Here is a 26512-nt window from a genome sequence, read left to right on the forward strand (position 1 = left end):
AAAACTGAACTATTTTATAGATGATACGATTGAAGGAAAACGAAAAAAACCGGTACATTGTAAAAATCTACCGGATGAGTAATTGAGTTATAATGGTTTTGGACTATTTCGATTTAAAAGGAAAAATCAGATCAGTATAAATCATGTTTTAAAGCAAAAAGAACCAGGCCAACCCTGTTTTTGATTTCCAGTTTTGTGAAAACAGAATCTCTGTAACCATCGATAGTTTTGGGACTAAGGAACATTTTGTCAGCTATTTCTTTATAGGTAAGCTCGCTGCAGGCCCATTTGATAAATTCCTTTTCACGGTCTTTTAATTCGGACAGGAGAGAGGCGGTTTTAAGATCTTCTGTTCTTACTTTCAATAGTTTCTGAGCGACAAAATCAGTATAAAAACTCCCTTTATCGAATACCGTATCAATCGCTTGAAAAAGAATGGAAGGTTGCATGTCTTTCAGCAGATAGCCTTTTGCCCCTGCTTTCAGCATTTTGATGAGTACTTTTTCGTCATCTTCCATCGTGAGGGCAATCACTTTGATGTTCGGATGGTGCTCGGTAAGCCATTCGGTGGTTTCTATGCCATTTTTGTAAGGCATATTAATGTCCATCAGGACTACGGCGGGTAATTCCGACGCTTTTTCTATGGCTGCAATAAAATCTTCTCCGTTAGGATGATTCATGATCACGCGGTACTGAGGATTTTCCATGATCATATTTTCCAGTGCTTTGGACATTAAAGTATGATCATCTACAATGGCTATGGGAATGGTTTTCATATGATGTGTTTGTAATAGGTTATTGAGGTTTGTGTTCCTTTATCAAGCTCCGACTGTATGGAAAATTCTGCGTGGATAAGTTTTGCTCTCAGTTCCATGTTTTTCAATCCCGAACCGTCCTGTATTTTGGTGGTGTTAAACCCTTTTCCGTTGTCAGAAATATTGATTCGTAGGGTGTTATGGTCATCTTCCAGTTGTATGGATACATTTTTAGCTCTGGAATGTTTTAAAATATTATTAATGCTTTCCTGAATGATGCGGAATAGAATTAGTCCGTGTTTGGGCGAAATATCAATATCCTGTTTCTGGGTAACGAATTCTATTTTTAATAATTTTAATTTCTGTATCCTTTTTACCTCTCTTTCTATGGATTCCGTCAGTCCGAAATGAATAATCTGCTCGGTGATCAGTGTTTTGGATAAATTTCTGATATCCTGAATGCATTCGCCCAACAATTCACTCAGCTCGTTCAGCTCTTCTCTTTCTGCATTTTTCAGTTTGGAGATCAGCTGATTTTGCCGTAAACGAACTACAGAAAGCTTTTGTCCAACGTCGTCATGGAGTTCCTGCCCGATATAATTAAGGGTTTGTTCTTTTATTTCCACCTGCGAAGTCGCAAGTTCTTTTTCAAACCGCATGTCTTTTTCTTTTTGCTCGAGCAGGAGGGTCGTTTTCTTTTTGATAAAGACCACATAGATGAAGATCATCGTCAAGACAACGATCAGTAAAGTAATGGTAAAGGTGATAACCAAATTATTTTCTTCCATACTTCAAAAGATATTTATCCGCGCCTCTCCTGTTTATTCCAAATTAATCCCAGTACAAGTATTCCGTTACTGATCAGATTTAGCATAAATAAGATAAAGAAATAAATATGCTGGGAGACGGTGGTTCTGAAATATAAAATCGGGATACTTCCAATAAATAAGATCAGTAAAGAGACCGAAATCCAGAAGGGCAAATAATTATTGAGTTCCAGTATTTTATCGGAATTAAAGGTCTGATATAAAAATAAAATAATGGAAAACATGAGCAAAAGGATATCCGTATACAGCATATTAAATGAAAAATGATGCAGGAGATCATCCTCTACATACAACATCACTACAATATTGACCGCGAAAAGAATCAAAAGGATTAACTGCAGTTTTTTTAAGAGCGGCCAGTACAATAATTGATAATAATACAGCAGATACAGGAAAAACACGATCATTAAAAAGCCAATCACAAAAAATATTTCAGTAGAACGGTTCGTAGCTCTAAAATAGAAGTAGCAAAAAATATCGATAAGGGATAATAATACGTATCCTACGATAAAAAATAAATTCTCTTTCCCGATTTTCCTGTATTTGACGATCATTAGCACCATCACGACAACGGATAAAACCATAGATATTTGCTTTCCGATTTCGATATTCCAGTTCATGACTTTATTTTTTACGGCATATCTGCGGTGGACACTTTAGGTGGCGGAGCGAGATTGGTCATATTCAGGACCTGCATTTCTTTTACGTTTGTATTTTCATCCAATGATGTCTCTGTTCTTGACCTGGCCGCTGTGTTGTCTTTTTTCCGGTTTTGAGCAGTAGGTACCAGAAATATGGTCTGATAGCCGGCATATTCCGGTTTTGCCATTTTGCTTTTTGGATGATTTAGTGGGTATTTCCCCATATAAATTCTGATTCCTGGATTTTTCAGATGCTGTTTTCTGGCGGTTTCTTTTACATATTTTAGGTAGCCTTCCATATCTTCTACAGAAAACCAATACCAGCGTGAATCCGGTTCTCCGTTTCGGTATTTGGTGAGAACGGCATTGTTGGTTACGGTATATTCATCATAAAGTATTCGGCCTTCCTTGTAGCTGATCAGTTTCTTTTTATAGCTGTCACTTACAGGTTCTGTAGGCGGGTTGGAGCAGCGGGTGCAGCTTAACGTGCAAAAACTTAAAATAAGAACTGCCAGAAGCGGTCTTAGATTTTTGAATAGAAAAGGAGTTTTCATTTTTTATGGTTTTTAATTTTATAAAACAAAATTAGGGAACTGCTTAACTCTGCAAAAGGGGGAAAACACTGTTTTTACGCTTAATAAATTTACAACATTTTGTTTTGACTTTCAGTAAGATAAATCATTTAATAACAATGCTTATCCAGTGCGGTTTTCAGACGATAATATCTGACACCTGAACAGCAGTAGGTTGATCTTGCAGTATTTATTGAGGAGTTTTTTCTTAAAAGAGCAAGCAATTAATTCACAAACCGCTTAAGTATTTTTAATAGTCTACTAATTTAGTAGGCTTATATGATTTATCTCATACGCTCACTTGATTGAGTTCGTGAATAATTAAATACTTTTGACACAGTTAAAAAAAAGTTAAAATTTATTCTCATGAATAAAAATTCGTTTAATCCTTACGTATGCACCAATAAAGCTTCATCCACTCAACAGAATTGTTGTGGAAATGGATGCCTTTCACAACATCAATTTATCATTCACGAGATGTGTTTTGATGGGATGATGTGCGGGATGATGACCCAGGCATAAGCTTCAAAACTCATACATTACTGTAGGAATTCAAGCGAAGTAATTTCAAAATTTCTTTAAGACAGGTAAATCTCCTGTCGGTTTCAACATCTTCTATCTGACAATCTCCCCGAAAAGGGAGGAGGGGATTCTTGTTCCCTGATCAGAAGGAAAACACAGTAGTGCATCCATTCAACTTTAAATCTAAAATTCATATAATGAGGAGAACACCATGTAAAATTGGTGCATTGGCCATGATTCTATTGGCAGAATTAGCCTTTGCACAGGAAAAAGACAGTATTTCGAAAGAACAGGCTATCAAGGAGGTGGTAGTTGTCGCTTTCGGAAAGCAGAAAAAAGAAGAAATAACAGGATCGGTACAGTCTCTGAAAACCAAGGATCTGGCCAATCTTCAAAACGGAAACATCCTTCAGGGGATCGGAGGGAAAGTAGCTGGGGTACAGGTGGTATCTTCCGGTCAGCCCGGATCGCAGCCTATCATAAGAATGAGGGGAATAGGTTCCATTAATGCATCAAGTGATCCGTTAATTGTCCTAGATGGAATTCCTTACAACGGAAACCTGAACAGCATTCCGGGATCAGATATAGAGAGCATTTCTTTTCTTGAAGATGCTTCTTCCAACGCCCTGTATGGCTCCAGAGGCGCAAACGGTGTGATCATCGTGAATACGAAAAGAGGTAAATCCAAAGGTCTTCACATCGAAGCAGATGTAAAAACAGGGGTGAATTTCAGATCCATCGAAGATTATTCGGTGTATACATCGCCACAGGATTATTATACGGCGTATTACAACCGCGCAAGAGTGGGTGAAGTGGCCAGATTAACGCAGCCGGGAGCGGTCCCTTCAGGAGCCAGCCCTCATGATGTAGGTCTTACAGCCCTGAATAAGTTGGGGTATAATGCTTACAGCGTTCCTTTTAATCAGCTGATAGGAAAGGATGGCGTTTTTAATCCTGATGCTAAATTATTATATCAGGACAACTGGAAAAAACTGATTTTTAAATCGGGATTACGACGGGAAGCCAGCGTAGGAATCACGGCGAATGGGGATCAGGTGAAATCCTATACTTCATTAAATTATCTGGATGATAAAGGATATCTTATTGGATCCGGGTTTGAAAGATTTGGGTTAAGATCCAATCTGGATTATGCGATTACCCCAAAATTAAAGTTGACCAGCAGCCTTTCCTATACCTACAGTAAGCAGGATTTTGGTGAGACCGGTGGATTTTCCAATCCTTTTCAGTTTGCAAGAAATATAGCGCCTTTTTATCCTGTTTTTCTGAGGGATGACAATTATAATATTCTGTATGACAACACGGGACAGGTATTGTACGATTATGGTGACGGGCAGGGACCCAACGGTGCCACGAGATCTTATGCGGTTTTTGAAAATCCTGTCGGAAATCTTCAGTACGATAAATCGCAGACAACCAATAATATAACGAATGCTAATCTGGGCCTGAATTATGAAATTATTAAAGGATTAGATTTCACCTATAATTTCGGAGCTTATCTGGAAAACACAAAGAACCTTCAGTTTGGAAACACATTGGGAGGAACGTCTTCATCAGTGGGAGGAAATATCAATATGGGGTCTATCTTTAAATATACCTTAAATCATCAACAGTTATTGACCTATCAGAAAAAATTTGATAAACACAGTTTTAATATTCTGGCAGGGCATGAGCTGAACAAAATAAAAAGTGACGGCTTTTCAGGAACCAAACAGCAGCTCTTATTACCCAATTCGCTGTCTTTTGATAACGCAGTAAGAATAACAGATTTATCCGGAAACGGCTATGAATATGCTGTGGAAGGCTATTTTACAAGGTTACTTTATAATTATGACAGTAAATATTTCTTCAATGCCAATATCAGAAGAGACGGTTCTTCAGTATTTTCTCCGGAGAGCAGATGGGGTAATTTTTACGGCTTAGGGGTAGCATGGAATGTGGCTAAAGAAGACTTCATTAAAGATAATACCGTCATCAATTCATTAAGACTAAAAGCCTCTTACGGGCAGCAGGGAAATGATAATATCTTGCTGGACGGTTCTTCAAGGGATTATTATGCTTATCAGGATATCTACGGAATCAATAATTTTGGAGATGACAAACCCGTTCTGTCCCTTAAAAAACAGGGAAATAAAGATTTAAAATGGGAAACTTCCAAAAATCTGAATGCCGGATTTGAAATTTCTCTTTTAAAAAACCGGATCAATCTGAATGCCGATTATTTTGAAAGAAAAGTCTCAGATATGATTTATGCACTTCCTTTGCCTCCATCCAACGCCGGTTCCTTTATAAAATACGGAAACATCGGAGATATGATCAACAAAGGAGTACAGGCCAGTCTGAATCTGGAAATTCTCCGTTCAGATCAGTTCCAGTGGAATGTGTACGGAAATGCGACCCATTACAAAAATAAGATCACTAAACTGCCTGCGGAGCAAAGAAATACAGGTCTCGTAAGCGGTCTGTTTATTCTTTCGGAAGGCGGTGACAGATATACTTATTATCTGAAAGAATTTGCAGGTGTAAATCCTCAAAACGGTGACGCGCAATGGTATAAAACAGTATTTAACCCAGCGACACAAAGAGAGGAAAGAACGATTACCAATAATTATAAAGAGGCAACAGACTATAACACCGGAAAATCAGCGATTCCTAAAGTGTATGGTGGTTTCGGGACAGATTTCACGTATAAAGGGATCAGTTTAGCGGTTAATTTCGCCTACCAGTTTGGAGGCTATGGATACGACGATATCTACAGATCTTTATTCCATTCCGATACGTATGCTTCCAATTATTCAACAGATTTAAGCAAAACATGGACACCGGAAAACCCGAATGCAGAATTGCCAAGAGTAGATCTGACATCAACCAATCAGAACGGAAATTCAACGCTTTACCTGATCAAATCGGATTACATCAGCCTTCAGGATGTTACTTTATCCTATCAGTTGCCGGAGAATTTTGCACAACAGGCAGGTTTATCAGGTCTGAAAGTGTATGTCACAGGAAACAATCTTTACTTATGGTCTAAAAGAAAAGGGTATGATCCGAGAGCTTCATTAACGGGAGTATCAGATCCGTACAGATATTCACTGCTGTCAAGCGTTTCTTTAGGATTTAAACTAAACTTTTAAAAAAGATGAAAACAATAAAATATTTTATAGCAGCTTTATCCATCAGCATGATCACCAATAGCTGCGCGAATGATTTAGATACACTTCCGGAAGGCGATATTTCCGGTGAACAATTGAGTAATGACCAGTCGAAACCCGAAAAAATACTTGGAGGAATCTATCTGGATCTCCGCAGCAACGGGGCTGGCGGTTCTACAGCACACTCTGACTTCGGGATTATGGCCATCAAAGGAGGGTCTGATCTGATGTCGAATGATGTAATACAGGCTACCAATCAGCATTTGGGAATGTTTTACAACTATGAAGCGACCAATGCCAGCAACTCCGCAGCGGAATTTGTGTGGACGACTTTTTACGCAAGGATATTTGTGATCAATAAACTTCTGGATGATTTAAAAAACGATACCAAAAACAATAATGCAGCCATCAAAGGGCAGTTGCTTGCCCTGAGAGCATATTCTTATTTTTATCTGGTTCGTTTCTATGCTAAAAGCTACAAAGACAATCAGTCGGCTCCGGGACTTCCACTGGTGCTGACAAGTAATAATCAAAGCCAGGGTCTAGCAAGATCGTCGGTATACGATGTGTATCAGCAGATTAAAAGAGATATTGAAGAATCCATTGTCCTTTTGGATACGTATGCGCGTCCGTCCAAAGCTCAGATAGACCAAAGAACAGCAAAAGCCATTGCCTCTGAAATATATCTTGAAACGGGAGATTACACTAGGGCCGCGAAATATGCCAATGAAAGCAAGCAGGGAATCGCATTGATGACCGAAAATGATTATACCACAACAGGTTTCTCAAACATCAATAATCCTGAGGTTTTATGGGGCTTCCATAACACGGTATCTACCATGAGCATCGGAAACTACTACGCTTCATTCTTCTCTATGTTTGATAATACCAACGAAGGCTATGCCGGTGCTGCAAAAATCTACAAGCTGATCGATAAACGTCTTTATGATGCGATACCAAACACCGATTACCGTAAAAAGGTATTCAATGGAAGTCAGAGCACTGCGTATACCTTCAATGCCAAGACGAAAAACTATCCTGCTTATGTAAACTGGAAATTTAAAGACCCTACACTTTTTGAGGGAGATTATATCTACGTCAGAGCGTCCTCTCTTTATTATATAGAAGCGGAAGCATTGGCCAGACAGGGAAAAGAAGCGGAAGCCAAACAGGTTTTATATGAAATCACGTCTAAAAGAAACAGTGCCTACACTTTATCCGTTAAAACAGGAAACGACCTCATCAATGAGATCATTCTTCAAAAAAGGATTGAACTTTGGGGGGAAGGCTACGCCTGGTTTGATATGAAGAGACTGGGAACACCGTTGGAAAGAATATATCCGGGAACCAACCATACATTCGGAAGGCTGAACCTTTCCCCGGATAAATTTATATTTCAGATTCCTAATAAAGAGATTAATAACAATCCTCAGATTATACAGAATTGATAAGCAGATCTCGGATTTGTTTTAGAATAGATTGTGATTAAAGAACAGGATAACCGGAGTTTTTAGTACTCCGGTTTTTTTGTGGTTAAAAAAAGCATTCTTCATCCTACAGGTAATCCCGTTTTTCCTACACTTAATCAAAATCATTGTACACTTAATAAGTCCTGATTGTGGGATTTTATAGCAAGAAGTAATTTCAGACAAAGAATTATGTATATGAAACCAATTTTCAAAAAGCAGTATATGATAGTACTGTGTTCGCTGTTTTTTCTCTGGAGTTGTGAAGATGAGCTTCAGCAAAATAAAAAAACAGACAATGAGTTATTATTAAAAAAAACTTCGTCAAAGGTGACATTACCCTGTTCCACCCCGTCCTTATCCAATGGAATGTTGGAATTTACCGATGAAAAACAGTTCTATTGTTACTACGATTACCTGACGGATGTAGCTTCCACACCCAATGAAGACATGAGTGAAAATGACTTTTTACTGGAAGTAGAACAGGTTTTGGGTCTGAATTCCCTAAGAGCAGATGCGTTTGCAAAATTTGAGCAGAAAAATGCCATCGGCTGGACTTCTTATCAGGAAATTCCTGAAGAACACTGGATCACTTCCAATATCCTTCGTTCTATTTTAAATGTAAACAGAGAAGTAAAAGTGGGGAATTATGTATTGAAGTATATCAATCCTGAATTTATAGTTTCCGTAAAGGCAGACCACCCTGAAGTAATGAAAAAAGTGGAAGCGCTTGGAGATCATCCCACACTGGAACAGATATTAGAACTCGATCCGGTGAGAGAAATTATATCTGTGTCTTCTCCTAAAATATTAAAAAGAGAGTTTGGAACCGTTGATTTTGCAGATGCCAAAGGAATCAGAGGGACGCCCATTCCCCTGCAGATTTTCAGATTAAGCGGTACCGTGTATGAAAACTTTATCTGCGGAAATCCCGGGAAAGTAAAATTTGAAGGATTTACCTTAAGCCGCCTGTCCGTTCCCCAGCAGGCCCGATACAGAATTGAATTTAATGACGGAACCAATGCTGCTGCTGAATTTATGCTCCTTCCCAATCAGTACATTTTGCCGGCTATTGAGCATGTTTATCCGGCTACAAATACCACTTACCATCCTACGATTAAAGTAAAGTCAATCAGTCCATACAGTAATGCAAGCGCATGGAATGTGGTTCAGACCTATAATGTCTATGTGAGATCGATGGATCAGTCCTGCTCTTCAGATGCAAGAGGAGCACTAAAAGACCTTGTTATTAATTCTTCCAATGTATTGCGGGGTAAAGTAGACTATTATAATTGGAGTGCTTTTCCTTTTATTAACCCAAGATCTTCGCTGGCAGGGTGGACAGAGCTGCATCATATTGATAACAACGGAAACTGGAACAGAAGAAAAGATAAGAAAACAACACTTTGCGTGAAATTCTTAGAAGGGAAATTGTATCAGGCAAATTTCTCAGCTCCAATCAATTCCAGTTTTTGTACTGATCCCATTTATCTGCCTGTTGAATATGAGTGCAGATCAAATACCAACCAGAAAAGAATGGAAAAGCACATGGGAATGTACAATACCAATACTTATGCAAAAGCTATGTTGTCTTTCCTTACGGTACAGCATGAAGTAGGAACATCAGATGGAGTAAACGGAAGTTTCAAGCAAACGATATACGGCTGCCCGTAATCTGAATTATTTTGATGTTTAATACATAAAGGCCCGGCAATTTGCCGGGCCTTACTAACAAGATTAAGTGTAAAATTTAGCCCGTTAAGGCAAAAGGATAATTCAAATATTTTCAGATTTCTATTGAACTTAATCTATGTCTGGGGATTGATAGTATGAGGCATTTATTATTTGATATTTTCTAATGGTAAATTTTCAATACGGCAAAATTAGGATGACAACGTATTATTCTTTATAAAAAATAGGGTGATATGACTGAATAAGGTGATGAAATGTGTTTTTTTGATGATGAAACGTTGAGGTACATTTTAAATGGCGTATTGTACGTTTCACCGGCTGTTTTCGCAGGCTCGTTCAAAATAGAAAGATTTCCTATCAAATCAATTTTTATATTTACACTTACAAAGTCCCGAATATGAACAGGATTGCCAAGATCAGAAAAAAAATAACCCGAAACAGGAAAATTATTTCCACCGCAAAAAGAAGACTGGTGATCTGGCTGGTGGCTATCATTACCTTTTATATTTTTTCCTATCTGATTGACCCGTTTGATCCTGCATGGATGGATTATCTCAACGGGCCGTGGCAACTTATGGTAGAAGATCTGTTGTGGGTATTCCTTTTCTCTGTCCTTCTGTCGGAGGTGAGTATATTCATCGACAGGACCCTTAATAAGCTCCTTCCCTGGAGCAATAGAACGGTTAAAAGACTTCTGATACAGTGCGGTCTTCAGATTGTAGGAAGTGTGCTGATCATCATCATCGTCAACTTTATCATAGAAAGCACCACAGAAAATCTGACCAAACTCGATTACCGCAAGGAATTCACACTTTTAGGGCAATGGGTCGCGACGAATATCATTATTTCACTTATTATCAGTGCTTTTAATACTGTTGATTATTTGCTCGAAAACTGGAAAAAAACCGCAGAAGAGGCTGCCCAGCATAAACTCAGGGCTTCAAAACATAAGCAGGCCGCAATGGCTGCAGAACTTCAGGCGCTTAAACTACAGATAGATCCCCATTTTATCTTTAATAATCTCAGTGTGCTTTCTGAACTTATTCTGGAAGATCAGCAGCTGGGTTACGAGTATTCCGAGAAATTTGCAAGAGTCTACCGTTATCTTCTCGTTAATTCCGGGAAAGATGTCATTGCTGTAGAAGAAGAATTGAAATTTCTGGAATCCTATATTTTTCTGATTGAAAAAAGAATCGGAAACGGCGTTATATTTAAGATTGATGTCCAAGAAGAACACCGCAAAATGCACACCGTTCCGTTGTCTCTTCAGTTGCTGGTTGAAAATGCCATTAAACATAATCAAACCTCAAAAACTAATCCGCTGGTAATAGAAGTTTATACGCTTCCAACTGGAGAACTGGTCGTTGCGAATACATTTCTACCGCTGATCAATAAACCGGATTCTTCAGGTGTAGGGTTGAGAAATATCAAAGCGAGATATGAGATTCTAGGCTACGGAAAGCCGGAAATAGAAAAGACAGAAAACAAATTCATTGTAAAACTTCCCCTGATATGAAGATTAATAAGATTTTAATCATCGAAGATGAAAAATTGAATGCAGACCGATTGAAAAGGCTTCTTTTAAAACTGAGGCCTCACGTAGAGATTATGTCGGTAGAAGAATCCATTACTTCAGCTGTGGATTGGCTGAATCATCATCCGGCTCCCGATATGATTATGATGGATGTACGCCTGGCAGACGGTCTTAGCTTTGAAATCTTTAATAAATTTGACATCCGCAGCCCGGTGATTTTTACAACAGCGTATGACGAATACGCGGTTCAGGCTTTTAAATACAACAGCATAGACTATCTTCTGAAACCGATAGACGAAGATGAGCTTGAAGCCGCATTGAGACGCTACGAAACCTTTATAGAAAACGTTCCGTTCGTAGGAACAGCCATTGAAGGGCTATTGAATTATATCCAGCCCAAAGACTACAGAAAACGCTTCCTTCTTGCCCACCGCGACGGATATAAAACCGTTTTGGCCGAAGATATCCTCTATTTTTACACAGAACTCGGAATCAGCAAAGCAGTACTGAATACCGGTGCCATCGAAAACGTTCCTCAAACCCTCGAAGAACTGGAAAGACAGCTGGATCCGAAATTCTTTTTCCGGGCGAACAGACAGTTCATTATCCACATAGACTCTGTAAAACAGGTTTTGAACCACTTCAATGGAAAACTAAAACTGGAACTCAGAAAACAGCAGCCTGACATGGAAGTCATCGTCAGCAGAGAAAAAGCCTCTGTCTTCAAATCCTGGATGGATTATTAAAACCAGGTACGGGATTCGGGTTTGAGAGTTTCGGAAAGTTATGAGCTATAAATGATGAGTCATGTAAATCAGATCTTGAAGTTGGAGGGCTTTTATATTTCACTTATGTAGCAAAATTAACCATTCCCTTCTTAGCCTCAACCTAATAAAGTCTCATGTCTGATGTCTCGTTTCTGAAATCTGACATCCTGTAAATAATAAACCTCCCTCATGATCCGTATTCGTGAGGGATTTTTTTCAGGGATATACAGCCTTTATCCTCAAAAACAGCACAAAACTTTTCATTTTCCTTAGTCTACGTTTCATCTGCGATTAATTACGTTTCACCCGATTTCTTCATCCGTATCCTTATTCTGTGAACTTATTTTGCAAGTGTAAAATTTAAAATAAATATAATTATGAATTATAAAAAAGGATATTGGGTGCTGTCATTAGCCGTTGTTGTGGGGCTAAGCTCCTGTGGTTCCGGAAACGGTCAGGAAACAGCTCAGCAGATGACCGCAGTGCCTACAGATTTTATTCAGTTGAGATCCGGGGATGCAGACATTTCTGCGGGATATCCTGGAAGTATTGAAGGCCAGGACAATGTAGATATTAAAGCTCAGGTGACAGGATATCTGGAAGCCGTTTATGTTAAGGAAGGTCAGTATGTGAATAAAGGTCAGACCCTATTCAGAATCAACCCTTCTGTGTATAATGAGCAGGTGAATAATAATGAAGCCGCATTGAAAGCCGCCATAGCCGCTCAGGAAACAGCAAGGCTGGAGGTAGAAAAGCTAAAACCTCTGGTAGAAGGAAAAGTAGTTTCCGATATGCAGCTCAAAACCGCTCAGGCCAATTATAATGCAGCAGCAGCACAGGCAGCACAGGCGAGATCTTCATTAGGCTCATCACGAATCAATGCCAATTTCACTTACATCAAAGCACCGGTAAGCGGTTATATCGGAAGGATTCCAAACAGGGTAGGAAACCTCATCAGTCCTTCAGATGCTGCTCCATTGACATCACTTTCGAATATCAATACTGTAAATGTCTACTTCTCAATGAATGAAGCTGATTTTATAGCATACAGCAAAAAGACAGCATCAGGAAAACAGACAGAAAATGTAGAACTGATTCTTGCTGATGGTTCAAAATATTCCTACAAAGGAAAAGTGGAAAATGCCAGCGGGAATTTTGATAAAAATACAGGAAGCATCCAGATGAAAGCCGTTTTCCAGAATCCGGATAAATTATTGAGAGCGGGAGGAACAGCGAGGGTCTTATTGCATCAGTCTCTGGACGGAATTGTAAAACTTCCCAAAACTGCTGTCAAAGATATCCAGGATAAATTCTTCGTTTATAAATTGGAAGGTAAGGATAAGGTAAAAATGTCCCCGATTGAAATTTCAGGAAGCACATCTCAGGATTATTTCGTGAAAAACGGAGTCAAAGCCGGGGATAAGATCGCCGTGAACAGGATTGACGTGCTTACAGACGGAGCGCTGGTATCAGCGGATGTGAAATAATAGATAATCATTCATTCTTAGAAAATTTAACATGTTAAAAAAGATAATAGACCGTCCGGTACTGGCAACGGTAATATCTCTGATCATTGTCATATTGGGGATTATAGGACTGAACCAACTGGCGGTGACCAGATTCCCGGACATTTCCCCACCCACCATTACCGTTATGGGGTCTTATCCCGGCGGAAACAGTGAAACCGTAATACGGTCTGTGGTAACACCTCTGGAAGAGCAGATCAACGGAGTGGAAGATATGGAATACATGAAATCTACCGCCAGTAATGACGGAACCTTTTCCATTTCTATCATTTTTAAACAGGGTGTTAATGCAGATCAAGCCGCGGTTAATGTACAGAACAGAGTTCAGCAGGCCACTCCGATCCTTCCTCAGGAAGTGGTAAGAATGGGGCTGACGACTTCCAAACAGCAGAACAGCATGGTAATGCTTTTCAATATTTATACGGATGATAACAGTAAATACGACGAAACATTCCTGCAGAATTATGCCAATATCAACCTGATTCCTCAGGTCAAAAGGGTAAAAGGAGTAGGACAGGCACAGGTATTCGGTATTAAAGATTACTCCATGAGAATTTGGCTGAATCCACAAAAAATGGCTTCATACGGCCTCGAACCTGCTGATGTTTCCAATGCCATTGCAGATCACAGTTTAGAATCTGCCCCGGGAAAATTGGGTGAGGAATCTGATGCAGCGCTGGAATACGTGATCCGTTATAAAGGAAAAAAGAACAAACCGGAACAGTATGAAAATATTATCGTTAAAAACGATGGAACCAAGGTTATACGCCTGAAAGATGTAGCCCGTGTAGAATTCGGATCGCTTTCTTACAGTGGAGACAACCTTTCCAATGGGAAAAATGCGGTAACTGTAGCGATTATGCAGACCACAGGTTCAAATGCCAATGCCATTGAAGTAGGCATTGATAAATCCATAAAACAGCTGTCAAAATCATTTCCTCCCGGAATAAAATATTCCAAGGTGATGAGTACAAAAGAAAGACTGGATGAAGCCACCGGACAGGTAAAATCTACTTTGATTGAAGCATTTATTCTCGTGTTTATTGTTGTATTTCTGTTTTTGCAGGACTTCAGATCTACCATCATTCCGGCAATAGCAGTTCCTGTTGCCATTATAGGAACCTTCTTTTTCCTTCTGGTATTGGGATTTACGATCAATGTACTGACGCTTTTCGCTTTGGTACTGGCCATCGGTATCGTAGTAGATGACGCCATTGTCGTTGTAGAGGCCGTTCACTCCAATATGGAAGGGACAGATCTTTCCGGAAGAGAAGCGACTCACAAAGCCATGAGCGAAATTACAGGAGCTGTTATTTCCATTACACTGGTGATGTCTGCCGTATTTATTCCGATCGGGTTTATGTCCGGATCAGCGGGGATGTTTTATAAGCAGTTTGCCTATACATTGGCCATTGCCATCATTATTTCAGCGGTTAATGCCCTGACTTTAACGCCTGCTTTATGTGCCGTATTCCTTAAAAACAACCATTCAGGAGCCGGAGAGCAGCCAAAAGGATTTGGGAAAAGATTCGCAGTAGCATTCAATGCCGGGTTCAATAATATGACCAACCGCTATGTGAACGGTGTGAGATTTCTGATCGGGCGCAAATGGATAGCAGGAGGTTTGGTAGTGGGCATTATCGGTGTAGCCGCATGGTTGATGAGCAGTACCCCCAAAAGTTTCGTTCCGATGGAAGATGACGGACTTTTTATGTACACTTTAAGCATGCCGCCGGGAACAGGTCTGACCAAAACCACTGAAACAGCAGCTAAGATCAATGCTATCCTGAAAAATGTAGAAGGAATTCATGAAAATACATCCATCACAGGATTCAATTTATTAAGTAACAGTGCAGGTCCTGCTTATGCGATGGGATTTGTTAAACTTAAACCTAAAAAAGAAAGAGGAAAAGTACAGGATATTAATGAAATCTTAAATGGGGTGAATGAAAAGCTGGCTTCCATTAAAGAAGGAAGTGTAATGACTTTCAGAATGCCGCCAGTAGAAGGTTACGGAATGACAAATGATGCAGAGATTGTGCTTCAGGACCGTATGGGAAGAGATCCTCAGGCACTGAAAGCAAAAGCTGATGAGGTCATCGGGCAACTGATGAAAGTGCCGGAAGTAGGATTTGCGTATACCATGTTCAGAGCAGATTATCCGCAAATGGAACTTGAAGTGGATGAAGATAAAGCCAAACAATTGGGAGTAAGTATATCCAATCTCTTGGGAACAGTTCAAACGTATTTTTCAGGAGATCAGTCTCAGAATTTTTCAAGATTTGGCAAATTTTACAGAGTCAATATCAAGGCAGATGGTATGTTCAGAATGGATGAACAGGCTTTCAACGATATTTTCGTGAAAAACAATCAGGGTCAGATGGTTCCGGCGAATACCATGATTACGTTAAACAAAGTCTACGGACCGGAATCCACTCAGCGATATAATCTTTATAATTCACTGAACATCAATGTGTCTCCAAAACCGGGTGTAAGTAACGGAGAATTGATGGGGAAACTGGAAAAAACACTGGATAAGCTTCCTTCCGATTACAGCTACGAATGGACCGGATTAAGTCTGGAAGAAAAGTCAGCGGGAAATCAAACCATTGCCATATTTGGACTGTGTCTGCTGTTTGTGTATCTGCTTCTTGCCGCACAGTATGAGAGCTACATCCTTCCTCTGGCGGTAATGCTTTCCATTCCCACAGGAGTGGTAGGAGCATTTCTGGGAATAAAAGCCATCGGACTGGATAATAACATTTACGTACAGGTAGGATTGATCATGCTGATCGGGCTTCTGGCTAAAAATGCCATTCTTATCGTAGAATTTGCAGTACAGCGAAGAAAATCGGGGCTGTCTATTCTGGAATCTGCATTAGAAGGAGCAAAAGCAAGACTTCGGCCCATCATCATGACTTCCCTGGCATTTATTGCAGGAATGATTCCGTTGATGATCTCTTCAGGAGGAATGGCTTCAGGAAACAGGTCCATCAGTACAAGTGCCGCGATGGGAATGCTGAGCGGTGTGGTACTGGGCGTTTTTGTCATTCCAATATTGTATATGTTTTTTCAATATCTGGATGAGAAATTTTCATCAAAGAAATATAATGAGAAACTGGAAAATCAATCATCAAATGAAACTATTTAACATCAATAAAATATTTTTTTACGGCGCAATGGTCTCTGTATTGGCATCCTGCGCTGTAAGAAAACCTTATGCAGGAACGGATGTCAGCATCCCTGCAGCATACAGAGATCCCGTAAAAGTAACCGGAGATACTATCGTTCTCCCCTGGAAGACGTTCTTCAAAGATCAGAAACTTCAGGGATTAATAGAAAAAGCACTGGCTAAAAACAATGAAGTTTCCATAGCGCTTAAGAATATGGAACAGCTGGATCAGGCCTATAAACAGGCAAAAAATGCATTGCTGCCAACGCTTGATTTCAGTGCAGGAGCCAACAGAAGCTGGGCCTCGAAAAACAGCCTTAACGGATCGCTTAATGAGCAGTTCACCGGGAATAAATACATCGATGATTTCAGTGCTACCCTCAGGCTTTCCTGGGAAGTGGATATCTGGGGGAAATCGAAAATGCAGAAAGAATCGGCTGCAGCGGGATACTTTGCACAGAAAGAAAACCTGGATGCCTTAAAAAGCAGAATCATTGTTCAGGTGGCACAAGCCTATTACAATTTAATTAGTCTGGATGAACAGCTGAAAATAGCGGAGAGAAATATTGACTTAAGCAATAATACGCTTCAGATGATGAATCTCCAGTTCAAGGCGGGACAGATCAATTCATTGGCAGTACAGCAGTCGGAAGCGCAGAAGAAAACAGCAGAGCTGTTGATTCCACTGGCCAAACAGAATATTTCTGTTCAGGAAAATGCCTTGAGCATTCTTTGCGGAGAATATCCCGGAAGTATTGAAAGAGAAGGTTATCTGTCAGAAATGATTCCTGAAAATAAGTTGTCAGAAAGCATTCCTGCCCAGTTATTGAGCCGTCGCCCGGATCTGAAAGCCGCAGAGCTCAATGTAATCAGCCTGAATTCAAAAACAGGTCTGGCAAAAGTAGCGATGTACCCAAGCATCAGCCTTTCGCCACAAATCGGGCTGAATTCGAATAAATTTAATTCATGGTTTGACCTGCCGGGATCGATCACTAAAACACTGGCAGCCAACCTTACAGCCCCTATTTTTCAAAAGAGAGAGCTGAAAACGGCTTACGAAACGGCGGTGATAGAACAGGAAAAAGCTGTAATCACTTTTAAGCAATCCGTTATGACGGCTGTAGGTGAAGTTTCTGATGCTATGGCTAAGTCCAAAGGTTCTTCTGAAAGGTTGGAATTGCTGGAGCAGAGAACGGCTATTTTAGATAAAGGAATCAACGATGCGCTGAAACTGTATAAAAGCGGAATGGCGACCTATCTGGAAGTTATCACAGCCCAGAATAATAAACTTCAGAATGATCTGGAAGCCGTGAATGTCACCCTGGAAAAACTCAACGCAGAAGTTGATTTGTACAGAGCATTAGGAGGCGGAACTCATTAATTTTATCTTTAAATAAATACAGAAAGAAGCTGCAAAATGTAGCTTCTTTTTTGTTTTTTAGAGGTTAAATATTTAAAAACTAAGTGTTTAGTTTTGGTTGACTGTTGTCGTACCTGAGTTTCTTAATGCTTTCTTTAAACTGTCTGAAAATATTACCAGCCCGGCAGCCATCATGATGATGTCTTTTAAAACCAATCGGCCGGCCCCTGATAGATAAGGAAACCCGAATTGTGGTGTGGAAAAATCTCCGCCCAGATCAGGAACATATACTTCCGGAGTCGTTACAAGAAAAGAGAGTGTTACGAAAGACATGATGAAAGTTAAAGCTCCACCCAAAGCTCCAATCTTGGGATACCATATACCGAGCAGCACCAAAATAGCGATCATAATAATCATTGTTCCTAATCCGTAAGAAAATGCATAAGTTCCGTTTTGGGTGTGCCAGTCGATGTTTTTCTTGACCGTTTTCCCTTCAGGATTTTTGTACAATGTATATTCTGAAACCGTTTTTTGTTCTTTGTTAAGTATCTTATGATCTGCATTTTTATAGAAGAAGCTCATAAAAGGGCTGTTGGCCACGAAAGGAACAATTCCGTCAGCTTCATACCGATAAGCTTTAAGACCTCCGATCCAGGCCATCACGATGAATATGGAGATTCTTAAAAAATGAAGGAAATAAGAATCTAATCTGAGAAGATGGGTGTAGAGTGTATTGTTTTGCATCTGATTTATTTTTCCACAAAGGTATTTCACTGCAGAATGCACAAAAATAGAGATATCAGGACATTACATGGACATTTTGGCTACGATGGAAATGCCTACTTTCTCCCGGTATTTTTTTGGAGAACAACCCACTGATTTCTTAAAATACCGGCTGAAATAAAATTCATCACTAAATCCCAAATCTGAGGCGATCTCCTTTACTGAACGGTAGGTCAAATGAAGAAGTCTTTTGGCTTCCAGGGTTATTCGTTCGTTGATTAGCTGGCTGGGGCTTTTATCGAATTCTTTCTTAATGGCTTTGCTCAAGGTACTGTTGGTGATATTAAGCTTCCCACTGTAGAACGACAGTTCTTTTTCGTCCTTAAAATGAAGTTCCAGCAGTTTTTGAAATTCAGCGGCGTTTTTATTGGGAAGCCTTTCAGTGGATAGTTGTTCCTCCATGCTGCCGCTTTTCTGTTTGCTGCAGATCGCCAGGATCAGCTGTATGTATGTTTTAATGATGGATTCTGAGAAAAGATGGTTTTCAGAAAGCTCATGTCGGATATGATCAAAAATCCCTAGAATATATTGATAACTATCTGAGGTCAGCTTGATACCGGGATTGAGATAAATATTATTGAACAAAAGTCCATTGCAGGCCACTTCTTCCTTATGATATTCTATACAGTAGTCATCGCCGTGAAAGAACAAAATAGAAATTGGATCATCCGTTTCCGAAATCAGCTTTAATTTTTGATAAGGTGTAAGGAAAAGAACAGTGCAGTCTTCATAAGAATAATTAATCTGATCCACCGAAAAAACACCGGTTCCTTTCAATAAAATTACACCATAATTCTCAGTATTAAAGTCTGAAGGAAAAACGGATGCGGGATAGGATTGTATTTGCACTGACATGGAATAAATATAGGAAATATTCAGGAGTTGAGTGTTTTTTGATGTTAGAAGCTTTTGTAACATAATGTTAAATTAAATGGGGAATGAAAAACATGAAATAGAAAAAGTAATTCATTTCAAAATAAAATAAAATTTTTACCATCATATAATCAACGTGTTACAATAAAATTTCATCCTTTTTTCAAAATCCCATGCAAGATTTCTCAAAAAACGGATTTTATAGATGAGTACTCAATACAATTAATGTTTAATGTTAAAAAAAATAATGAAATGAAGAATTTAATAGTACTTAAGGTTATCACCGCCGTTTTGATTATATCCATCATCTTCTCCCTGTTCTCATGCATGAATGAGGACAGGATAGAAGTACCACCGGTAAAGCTGGAACATGTCAACGGAGATTATAAAGGAAGGCTGATTACGGTTCAGGGAGAGATCAGAGGCGAAAGAGTTGTGGATTTTAAAATAAAGAAAGATACCCTTACATTTCCGGAATTTCCGATCAAAGAAATTGTAAAAGCGGTTGTGAAAGATCCGATAAAAACAGAAACAGCATTGGCTGCTATGGGAAAAGTGAAATACAAGCTGAATTATACCTCTGTATTAAATGCTGAGAAAAACTGGGTAGAGCTTACTTTCGCACCTAAGGAGCTTGAGCTTCAGATCCCGGTAGACGGTGTCAATAAAAAGGCTGTAGTTACCCTGGCGACCAAGCAGAAAGGTTATTTTATAGGATTGGATTATACACTGAGATTCGTTCTTGCAGCAGAAAAAATCACAGTAAACGGAACAGAACTGGCCCCTTTTGAACCGATTTATTATAATTTTCCATACTGTATAAAGATTAATTAATAGATAGATTATATGAACAATAGATTGTGTTTTGCCGGATGCAGTCTATTTTTGCTTAAAATTTTAACCGGCTGCTAAACCGGACCTGACCCATACATGGAAGAAAACAAAGAGCAGATTTTGATAAGACGCCTTCTCACGAAGGAAGAAGCTGCCTGGAAAGAACTTTTCGGAAGCTATTCCGGAAACCTTGCCGGGGTCTGCGCTCGTTATATTCCGGGAAAGGATGATGTTCATGATGTTCTGCAGAACAGTTTTATCAAAATGTTCCGGTCCATTGAAACATTTGAATACAGAGGAAGCGGCTCATTAAAGGCATGGATGATCCGGATCACCGTCAATGAAGCTTTGAAACATATCAAGCAGCATTCCGGTATGACAACAGATACGGATCTGGCTGAATTTCCGGATATCCCCAATGAGGAAGAACCCGATCTGCAGGAAATTCCGCAGGCTGTCATTATGAAAATGATCCGGTTGCTCCCTGATGGCTACAGAACCGTTTTCAACCTGTTTGTATTTGAGAAGAAAAGCCACAAGGAGATTGCAGAGCTTTTAGGCATAGCAGAAAACTCGTCCGCCTCCCAGTTTCACAGGGCGAAAGGACTGCTTGTCCAGAAAATTAAAGAATATAAAATGTCAAAAAAAGCACAATATGAATAATCAGTGGCTAAATGACCTTCACAGGAAAATGGAAGACCACGAAGAGGATATTCCGGATGGGCTGTGGGAAGATATAAAAGATGAGCTTTTTTCTGATGGAGAAGAAAACGGAATAGCTGGAGCTATGATATTTGGAGATGATGAAGAAAAAGAAAATATAAATCCTTCTACTCCAGGTAGAAGATCCCTGTGGTATCGTGTAGGAGGAATTGCGGCCGCTATTGCTATGCTGTTCTTTACCGGAAAATTATTGCTGGATATGAATGCAGAGAAGAACAATCCTCAGATTACAAAAAAATCTGAAAATGCTGATGATAATTCCCAATCCAAAAGGAAAATCACAGATCCTGTATTAGCAGATACCCATTATAAAACAAAGGCTGCTAAGGTTGAAAAATACAGTAATGTTAAAAATATATTGACCGGTAAAACAAGCACTGAGCAAATTTTAAAAAATATATTAGGACAGGGAATTGATCATGATAAAGTGATCTTAGGATCCCAGGGAAAAGAAAAAGGAGCTGAACTTTTAACGAAGGAAACCCAACCCACTAATACCTCTCCTTTAGCCAATGAAAATCCCGTATTAAAAGACAAAAAAGAAGTTGAGGAAATTTTTAATACAGAGCATGAACTTCACGAAAAGATAGCTGTTGCAGAAAAGCCTAAACTTCCGGGGCGTCAGTCCAAAAAATGGATGCTGAGTATGCTTACAGGAAACGTTTCCTCAAACTCCTCCGAACAGAAGTTTCCGGGATACGCTTCCATCAGCGGCAGCCCGATGACTTTTAGTGAAATATGGATATCCGGAACGGAAACAGATCCGCTCACTGAAGTTCTGCTGGCCAACCAGAGTAAGGAAGTTGAAGCAAGAATCAGACATAAAATCCCTGTGACATTTGGCTTGTCAATGTATTACAATATCGGGAAAAGATGGGGAATAGGAACCGGGGTCAATTATACGAAACTTACCTCAGAGCTGCATTCCGGAAGCAATTCCAATTATATAAAAGGCGAACAGAGCGTCCACTATATCGGTATTCCTGTTCAGGTCAATTATAATGTGATTCAGAAAGGAAGATTTACAGGATATGTAACCGGCGGGGTACTTGCGGAAAAAGCAGTAGCAGGAAAGCTTAGGACAAAATATATAGTCAATGATGAAGTGACAGAAACTCAGGACGAGCGCCTGGATGTGAGGCCGATACAATTTTCAGTGAATTCTGCGATAGGTCTTCAGGTGAAAATTATTGATAAAATCGGAATCTATGCTGAGCCTGGAATAGGGTACCATTTCAAAAACGACAGCCAGCTGAATACCATTTACAAAGAAAAACCTTTAAACTTTAATATGAAGTTCGGGATCAGGCTATTACTGGACTGACCGCTATAAAAAAACTAAATCCAACCATTAAATATTTAAATATGAAAACCAAACTGATTTTTTTGGCTTTACTATTCATGACCCTAATGAATGTAAAAGCACAGTGTAATCCCACCATTACAAGCCCGAGACTGGGCGTAAAATTTCCGGATAAGATCGTGTTCTGCAATACCGAAACAGAGACACTTTCTACCCAAACATTCGGAGTTTATCAATGGTACAAACAGGAATGGACATGGCAGACCCCAAACAACAATCCATGGACAGCAATTCCCGGAGCAACTTCACAAACATTGACAATCAATGGAAACGATGATCAGCTCTATTATTTTAAAGTACAGGTTACTGAGGGTGACTGTACCGCAGAAAGCCCGGCAGTGATGGCAGATGGATTTGCCTATGCTCTTCCCGCGATGCTCAGCACTTTTACCCCCGGAACTTACGAGGATCTGGGCGAAGGAGAATATAATGTCTGTGCCGGAGCATCCGTAAGATTTGATGATGTATTTCCTGATCTTTACGGGAATCATGTGTGGTACAGATGTATTCCCAGCAGCCCGCCGCCTTCACCGGGAGATCCTTGTGTGGTGAATGGAGTAACCGGAGATTCCTATACAGCGGTAGATTCCGGATCATTCGGATTCTATGCCTGTACCGAGTATTGCCCGGATCAGTGTGAATTTTTGGGAACAGGAAATTTTGTAAAGCTGAATTTCGGAAACTTTGATTTCTGTACGCTGGCAACAGGCGAAACAAAACGTAAAGAAAACAGCCTGAAAATATACCCGAACCCTACGGCACAGTTCCTTTATATCGGGAAAGATTCCGACAAAACGTATAAGGAGATCACCATTATTGATATGTCCGGAAAAGTGACCCTGCAGAAAAACAGCCATCGTTTTAGTGAACCCATTGACGTAAGTAGCTTGGTTCCTGGAAATTATATTATTCTTTCTAAAGACACAGAAGGAAACACGTACAAGAACAAATTCATAAAAAAGTAAATAGTACACATCCTGAGAGTTAGTTTTTTTTAATCGCTGATAAGCCGGTATAGAGACAGTCTGTACCGGTTTGTCTTTTTATGGATTACAAAATTGTGTAAAATAGACTTAAAGGATATGGGGATAAACATGTATTAATTCTACTTTGATATCCACATTTATTTTTCTTTCGTTAAATAATTATATTGATAATCAGTAATTTATGTGTTTTGTTGGGTTTTTCAGGCAAGGATTTGAATTTGTTGCATTTATATAAATGAGTACTCAAAGTAAATATTTTTTAATCAACAATTAATTCAAATTTAAAATGAAAAAGTTCATAAACTTCAAAGCTTTATCCATGTTATTAATCTTGCTAAGTTTTACTTTTAGTGTAACAAGCTGTAGAGATGATGATGATAAAAAACCAAAACCAAATCCTGATACCCTCAAGGTTGAAGACGTAAATGGAGATTATTCGGGTAAAGTGGTTATATCAAAAGGAACTGTTACCGGTGAAACCAATCTGGTTTTCAGTGCCCAGAAAAATATCATATCCTTTACGGAATTTCCGATAAAAGAAATCATTACAACTGTGATCACCGATCCTGTGAAAGCAAATCAGGCATTAACGGCTATTGGCAAGGTTAAATATGAGCTGAATTATACGTCTGCTTTGAATAAAGAAAAAAAAGAAGTTGAGCTTACTTTTTCTCCAAAGGAATTGACTATTCAGGTTCCCGTAGATGGGGTCAGTAAAAAAGTAGTAGTAACATTTGTCCCAACAAAGAAAGGAGTGTTTACAAAAGGAAAGACGCAAAATCTGAACTTCGAGCTGGAAGCAACAAAAATTACAGTTGAAGGGACGGCAATAAATCCATTCGAAAAAATAAAATACAACTTTCCTATGCTGAAGAAATAGCCGTAACAAAGAATTGTTCAGGTGTGCTTGAGATAGCACACCTTTTTACTCATATTAAATTTGGGATGCGGTAAATGCCTGAAAAAGATAATCCAGAGATAAAACTGTTGACACGTTTGGTTAAAAAGGAACAATCGGCTTGGAAAGAATTCTATAATTCTTATTCAAGAGAGCTTACGTCCATATGCAGAAGATACCTCAAAGGAAATGATGACATTCATGATATCCTTCAAAACAGCTTTATTAAAATGTTTCACCATATAGACACATTTAATTATATGGGAGAAGGCTCTTTAAAAGCATGGATTGTGCGTATTGTGATTAATGAAGTTCTGCAATATATAAGACGTTTTTCAAAGATGGAGTTTTCCGCAATGGAAGAAGAAATAATAGATAAAGAAGATGAAGAAGAGCCGGAGCTGTCAGATATTCCCCTGGAGGAACTTATGACCATGATAAAATTCCTTCCTGATGGATACAGGATTGTTTTTAATCTCTATGTATTTGAAAATAAGTCTCATAAAGAGATTTCGCAATTGCTTGCCATAAGTGAAGGTTCTTCAGCGTCTCAACTGCATAAAGCTAAACGGAAACTTATACATGAAATTAATATATACAAACAATTTAAAAAGGAGGCCCTATGAAAGATAAATGGTTAGCCGACCTGAAAAATAAGTTTGAAGGTCATGAGGATGATCCACCGGATGGCATTTGGATGAGTATTGAAAAAGAACTGTTTTCGGAAGAAGAAAGCAATGTTTTTCCGCTGCTGCCTGCTAACGACATTACAGAAAACCAAGATGATAAAAAGCATAATAAGAATAAGCTACGTCGTATAATAGGTACATTAAGTATCGCAGCTGGAATTGCAGTTTTGGTTTCTGTGGTATTTTTTCGCGAAACGAAAAATGATGCTATTCAAAATCTTACAGAAAGCAGACAACAGAAAATGACTAAAGAGAATTTGCTGTCATCTTCTTCACCAGATAGCATTAATAAAGACTCTGTTGTTTCGAATTTTGAAGTTCATAAAAAGGATTTCAACCTTAAGAGTCAGATAGCTCTTGGAAATGAGTTGTTTCATATCATTAAAGCCAATACAACATACGTGTTGCACAATGAACTTTATGACTATTTAAAAATACAAAGTAAAAGTATCGAATCTGCGAATCGCTATAATCTTCAAAATAGTGAAGACGACAGTTTAAAGACCGGAGTGCTTGCTGCTTTAGGAAAAAACGATAAAAATAACATTGATTCTCTAACCACAGTAACATATTCAGGAGAAAACCTGGCTCAAATTGATATTTATAAGAAAAGGGAAAGATTGAACGCCGATCGAAAGTGGTCTCTAGGTTTTATTTCCGGGCCACCTATATCCAGTTCTTCCCCTTCTTCCCATCAGCTGGAAGGCTATGTAATGATGAACGGAAATCAGCTGGAGATTCCGGCTGGCAGTGAAGAAGAAGCGGAAGAGGGGCCATTAGGGGCCATCTTTGCAGGAAATATGTACGAAAATGTAAAAACAGACATCAGGCATCGGCTTCCTGTAAAGCTTGGATTATCCGTTTTTTATCAGCTGGATGATCATTGGTCTGTCAGTACAGGAATAACGTATGCCAGGCTTTCTTCAGATCTGTTATCAGGGACTGAAGCGAATATGATCAGAGGAGAGCAAACCGTTAAATATGTAGGAGTTCCTGTTCAGATTCATTATAAAATATGGCAGAAAGGAAATACATCTGTGTATGCCGGTGCCGGTGTTCAGGTGGAAAAACCAATCTCGGGAAAAATGAAAACAAATTATATAGTCAATCATGAAGTAGTGGAGAGTTTTTCAGAGAAACTTAACGTAAACTCATTACAAATTTCTTTGAATGCCGGTGGTGGAGTTCAATATAAGGTTTTCAGAAATTTTGGGATCTATTTTGAACCCAGCCTGAGGTATAACTTTAAGGACGGAAGTGAGATTAGGACCCTCTACAGGGAAAAACCACTGAATCTGAACTTAGAATTTGGAGTACGATATTCCATTCAATAAACACAGCCTGTTGAGAACGATTTAA

Annotated in this window: 22 protein-coding genes; 16 read left to right on the top strand and 6 right to left on the bottom strand. The window is 39.2% G+C overall.

Going from position 1 to position 26512, the window contains the following annotated elements:
• Positions 1–131: 131 nt before the first annotated feature.
• The 4 genes from LC419_RS16965 to LC419_RS16980 are packed head-to-tail and all read right to left on the bottom strand — an operon-like array spanning position 132 to position 2777.
• Positions 132–776, bottom strand: coding sequence for a response regulator transcription factor (locus tag LC419_RS16965; RefSeq protein ID WP_223608474.1), 645 nt, complete (start codon positions 774–776; stop codon positions 132–134).
• A complete protein-coding gene (locus LC419_RS16970) occupies positions 773–1543 on the bottom strand; it encodes a sensor histidine kinase (RefSeq protein WP_223608475.1) in 771 nt (256 codons plus the stop codon). Before LC419_RS16970 ends, LC419_RS16965 begins: the two co-directional genes overlap by 4 nt.
• Positions 1544–1557: 14 nt before the next feature.
• Positions 1558–2202: a hypothetical protein gene (locus LC419_RS16975; RefSeq protein ID WP_223608476.1), complete on the bottom strand. Its 645-nt coding sequence runs from the start codon at positions 2200–2202 to the stop codon at positions 1558–1560.
• A gap of 11 nt (positions 2203–2213) precedes the next feature.
• Positions 2214–2777 (bottom strand): hypothetical protein, encoded by a 564-nt coding sequence (locus tag LC419_RS16980; RefSeq protein WP_223608477.1) that lies wholly within the window; start codon positions 2775–2777, stop codon positions 2214–2216.
• A gap of 384 nt (positions 2778–3161) precedes the next feature.
• Here LC419_RS16980 and LC419_RS16985 point away from each other — a divergent pair, with 384 nt between their 5' ends.
• The 9 genes from LC419_RS16985 (at position 3162) to LC419_RS17025 (ending at position 18025) form a co-directional block, all read left to right on the top strand.
• Positions 3162–3317: a hypothetical protein gene (locus LC419_RS16985; RefSeq protein ID WP_223608478.1), complete on the top strand. Its 156-nt coding sequence runs from the start codon at positions 3162–3164 to the stop codon at positions 3315–3317.
• Between the two features lie 197 nt (positions 3318–3514).
• Positions 3515–6469: a SusC/RagA family TonB-linked outer membrane protein gene (locus LC419_RS16990; RefSeq protein WP_223608479.1), complete on the top strand. Its 2955-nt coding sequence runs from the start codon at positions 3515–3517 to the stop codon at positions 6467–6469.
• A gap of 5 nt (positions 6470–6474) precedes the next feature.
• Positions 6475–7935 (top strand): RagB/SusD family nutrient uptake outer membrane protein, encoded by a 1461-nt coding sequence (locus tag LC419_RS16995; protein WP_223608480.1) that lies wholly within the window; start codon positions 6475–6477, stop codon positions 7933–7935.
• A gap of 243 nt (positions 7936–8178) precedes the next feature.
• Positions 8179–9627, top strand: a complete 1449-nt coding sequence (locus LC419_RS17000; protein ID WP_223608481.1) for a hypothetical protein — start codon at positions 8179–8181, stop codon at positions 9625–9627.
• Positions 9628–10042: 415 nt separating this feature from the next.
• Entirely contained in the window at positions 10043–11161 is a 1119-nt protein-coding gene (locus LC419_RS17005) for a sensor histidine kinase (protein WP_223608482.1), read from the top strand.
• Positions 11158–11925 (top strand): LytTR family DNA-binding domain-containing protein, encoded by a 768-nt coding sequence (locus LC419_RS17010; protein ID WP_223608483.1) that lies wholly within the window; start codon positions 11158–11160, stop codon positions 11923–11925. The genes LC419_RS17005 and LC419_RS17010 overlap by 4 nt, the downstream gene beginning before the upstream one ends.
• Before the next feature lie 398 nt (positions 11926–12323).
• On the top strand, positions 12324–13433 hold the full coding sequence (locus LC419_RS17015) for an efflux RND transporter periplasmic adaptor subunit (RefSeq protein WP_223608484.1): 1110 nt from the start codon (positions 12324–12326) through the stop codon (positions 13431–13433).
• A 31-nt stretch (positions 13434–13464) separates the two neighbouring features.
• Positions 13465–16623 carry an efflux RND transporter permease subunit gene (locus LC419_RS17020; protein ID WP_223608485.1) on the top strand — a complete coding sequence of 1053 codons (3159 nt, stop codon included), beginning with the start codon at positions 13465–13467 and terminating at the stop codon, positions 16621–16623.
• Positions 16610–18025, top strand: coding sequence for a TolC family protein (locus LC419_RS17025; RefSeq protein WP_223608486.1), 1416 nt, complete (start codon positions 16610–16612; stop codon positions 18023–18025). The genes LC419_RS17020 and LC419_RS17025 overlap by 14 nt, the downstream gene beginning before the upstream one ends.
• Positions 18026–18112: 87 nt before the next feature.
• Here LC419_RS17025 and LC419_RS17030 read toward each other — a convergent pair whose 3' ends face one another.
• Positions 18113–18748, bottom strand: a complete 636-nt coding sequence (locus tag LC419_RS17030) for a DUF417 family protein (protein ID WP_223608487.1) — start codon at positions 18746–18748, stop codon at positions 18113–18115.
• Between the two features lie 63 nt (positions 18749–18811).
• Positions 18812–19642: an AraC family transcriptional regulator gene (locus LC419_RS17035; RefSeq protein ID WP_223608488.1), complete on the bottom strand. Its 831-nt coding sequence runs from the start codon at positions 19640–19642 to the stop codon at positions 18812–18814.
• A gap of 270 nt (positions 19643–19912) precedes the next feature.
• Here LC419_RS17035 and LC419_RS17040 point away from each other — a divergent pair, with 270 nt between their 5' ends.
• The 7 genes from LC419_RS17040 to LC419_RS17070 all read left to right on the top strand — a co-directional run bounded on the left by LC419_RS17040 (position 19913) and on the right by LC419_RS17070 (position 26487).
• Positions 19913–20494: a DUF4840 domain-containing protein gene (locus tag LC419_RS17040; RefSeq protein ID WP_223608489.1), complete on the top strand. Its 582-nt coding sequence runs from the start codon at positions 19913–19915 to the stop codon at positions 20492–20494.
• A 96-nt stretch (positions 20495–20590) separates the two neighbouring features.
• Entirely contained in the window at positions 20591–21157 is a 567-nt protein-coding gene (locus LC419_RS17045) for an RNA polymerase sigma factor (RefSeq protein WP_223608490.1), read from the top strand.
• The gene (locus LC419_RS17050; protein WP_223608491.1) at positions 21150–22541 is read left to right on the top strand and encodes a porin family protein; all 1392 of its coding nucleotides are present in this window, start codon (positions 21150–21152) and stop codon (positions 22539–22541) included. Before LC419_RS17045 ends, LC419_RS17050 begins: the two co-directional genes overlap by 8 nt.
• A gap of 41 nt (positions 22542–22582) precedes the next feature.
• On the top strand, positions 22583–23545 hold the full coding sequence (locus tag LC419_RS17055) for a T9SS type A sorting domain-containing protein (protein ID WP_223608492.1): 963 nt from the start codon (positions 22583–22585) through the stop codon (positions 23543–23545).
• Positions 23546–23852: 307 nt separating this feature from the next.
• Positions 23853–24446 carry a DUF4840 domain-containing protein gene (locus LC419_RS17060; RefSeq protein ID WP_223608493.1) on the top strand — a complete coding sequence of 198 codons (594 nt, stop codon included), beginning with the start codon at positions 23853–23855 and terminating at the stop codon, positions 24444–24446.
• Positions 24447–24520: 74 nt separating this feature from the next.
• Positions 24521–25090 (top strand): RNA polymerase sigma factor, encoded by a 570-nt coding sequence (locus LC419_RS17065; RefSeq protein ID WP_223608494.1) that lies wholly within the window; start codon positions 24521–24523, stop codon positions 25088–25090.
• Entirely contained in the window at positions 25087–26487 is a 1401-nt protein-coding gene (locus LC419_RS17070) for an outer membrane beta-barrel protein (protein ID WP_223608495.1), read from the top strand. The genes LC419_RS17065 and LC419_RS17070 overlap by 4 nt, the downstream gene beginning before the upstream one ends.
• Positions 26488–26512: the final 25 nt, after the last annotated feature.

The sequence above is a fragment of the Chryseobacterium sp. OSA05B genome (assembly GCF_019970065.1).
Taxonomy (GTDB): domain Bacteria; phylum Bacteroidota; class Bacteroidia; order Flavobacteriales; family Weeksellaceae; genus Chryseobacterium.

What these genes read in the sequence shown, in the direction of transcription:
- LC419_RS17045 (WP_223608490.1), top strand. Translation starts at nt 20,591, where the DNA reads ATGGAAGAAAACAAAGAGCAGATTTTGATAAGACGCCTTCTCACGAAG.
- LC419_RS17005 (WP_223608482.1), top strand. Translation starts at nt 10,043, where the DNA reads ATGAACAGGATTGCCAAGATCAGAAAAAAAATAACCCGAAACAGGAAA.
- LC419_RS17040 (WP_223608489.1), top strand. Translation starts at nt 19,913, where the DNA reads ATGAAGAATTTAATAGTACTTAAGGTTATCACCGCCGTTTTGATTATA.
- LC419_RS17070 (WP_223608495.1), top strand. Translation starts at nt 25,087, where the DNA reads ATGAAAGATAAATGGTTAGCCGACCTGAAAAATAAGTTTGAAGGTCAT.
- LC419_RS17035 (WP_223608488.1), bottom strand. Translation starts at nt 19,642, where the DNA reads ATGTCAGTGCAAATACAATCCTATCCCGCATCCGTTTTTCCTTCAGAC.
- LC419_RS17020 (WP_223608485.1), top strand. Translation starts at nt 13,465, where the DNA reads ATGTTAAAAAAGATAATAGACCGTCCGGTACTGGCAACGGTAATATCT.
- LC419_RS16985 (WP_223608478.1), top strand. Translation starts at nt 3,162, where the DNA reads ATGAATAAAAATTCGTTTAATCCTTACGTATGCACCAATAAAGCTTCA.
- LC419_RS17030 (WP_223608487.1), bottom strand. Translation starts at nt 18,748, where the DNA reads ATGCAAAACAATACACTCTACACCCATCTTCTCAGATTAGATTCTTAT.
- LC419_RS17065 (WP_223608494.1), top strand. Translation starts at nt 24,521, where the DNA reads ATGCCTGAAAAAGATAATCCAGAGATAAAACTGTTGACACGTTTGGTT.
- LC419_RS17015 (WP_223608484.1), top strand. Translation starts at nt 12,324, where the DNA reads ATGAATTATAAAAAAGGATATTGGGTGCTGTCATTAGCCGTTGTTGTG.
- LC419_RS17010 (WP_223608483.1), top strand. Translation starts at nt 11,158, where the DNA reads ATGAAGATTAATAAGATTTTAATCATCGAAGATGAAAAATTGAATGCA.
- LC419_RS17060 (WP_223608493.1), top strand. Translation starts at nt 23,853, where the DNA reads ATGAAAAAGTTCATAAACTTCAAAGCTTTATCCATGTTATTAATCTTG.
- LC419_RS16990 (WP_223608479.1), top strand. Translation starts at nt 3,515, where the DNA reads ATGAGGAGAACACCATGTAAAATTGGTGCATTGGCCATGATTCTATTG.
- LC419_RS16975 (WP_223608476.1), bottom strand. Translation starts at nt 2,202, where the DNA reads ATGAACTGGAATATCGAAATCGGAAAGCAAATATCTATGGTTTTATCC.
- LC419_RS16970 (WP_223608475.1), bottom strand. Translation starts at nt 1,543, where the DNA reads ATGGAAGAAAATAATTTGGTTATCACCTTTACCATTACTTTACTGATC.
- LC419_RS17050 (WP_223608491.1), top strand. Translation starts at nt 21,150, where the DNA reads ATGAATAATCAGTGGCTAAATGACCTTCACAGGAAAATGGAAGACCAC.
- LC419_RS17055 (WP_223608492.1), top strand. Translation starts at nt 22,583, where the DNA reads ATGAAAACCAAACTGATTTTTTTGGCTTTACTATTCATGACCCTAATG.
- LC419_RS17025 (WP_223608486.1), top strand. Translation starts at nt 16,610, where the DNA reads ATGAAACTATTTAACATCAATAAAATATTTTTTTACGGCGCAATGGTC.
- LC419_RS16980 (WP_223608477.1), bottom strand. Translation starts at nt 2,777, where the DNA reads ATGAAAACTCCTTTTCTATTCAAAAATCTAAGACCGCTTCTGGCAGTT.
- LC419_RS17000 (WP_223608481.1), top strand. Translation starts at nt 8,179, where the DNA reads ATGATAGTACTGTGTTCGCTGTTTTTTCTCTGGAGTTGTGAAGATGAG.
- LC419_RS16965 (WP_223608474.1), bottom strand. Translation starts at nt 776, where the DNA reads ATGAAAACCATTCCCATAGCCATTGTAGATGATCATACTTTAATGTCC.
- LC419_RS16995 (WP_223608480.1), top strand. Translation starts at nt 6,475, where the DNA reads ATGAAAACAATAAAATATTTTATAGCAGCTTTATCCATCAGCATGATC.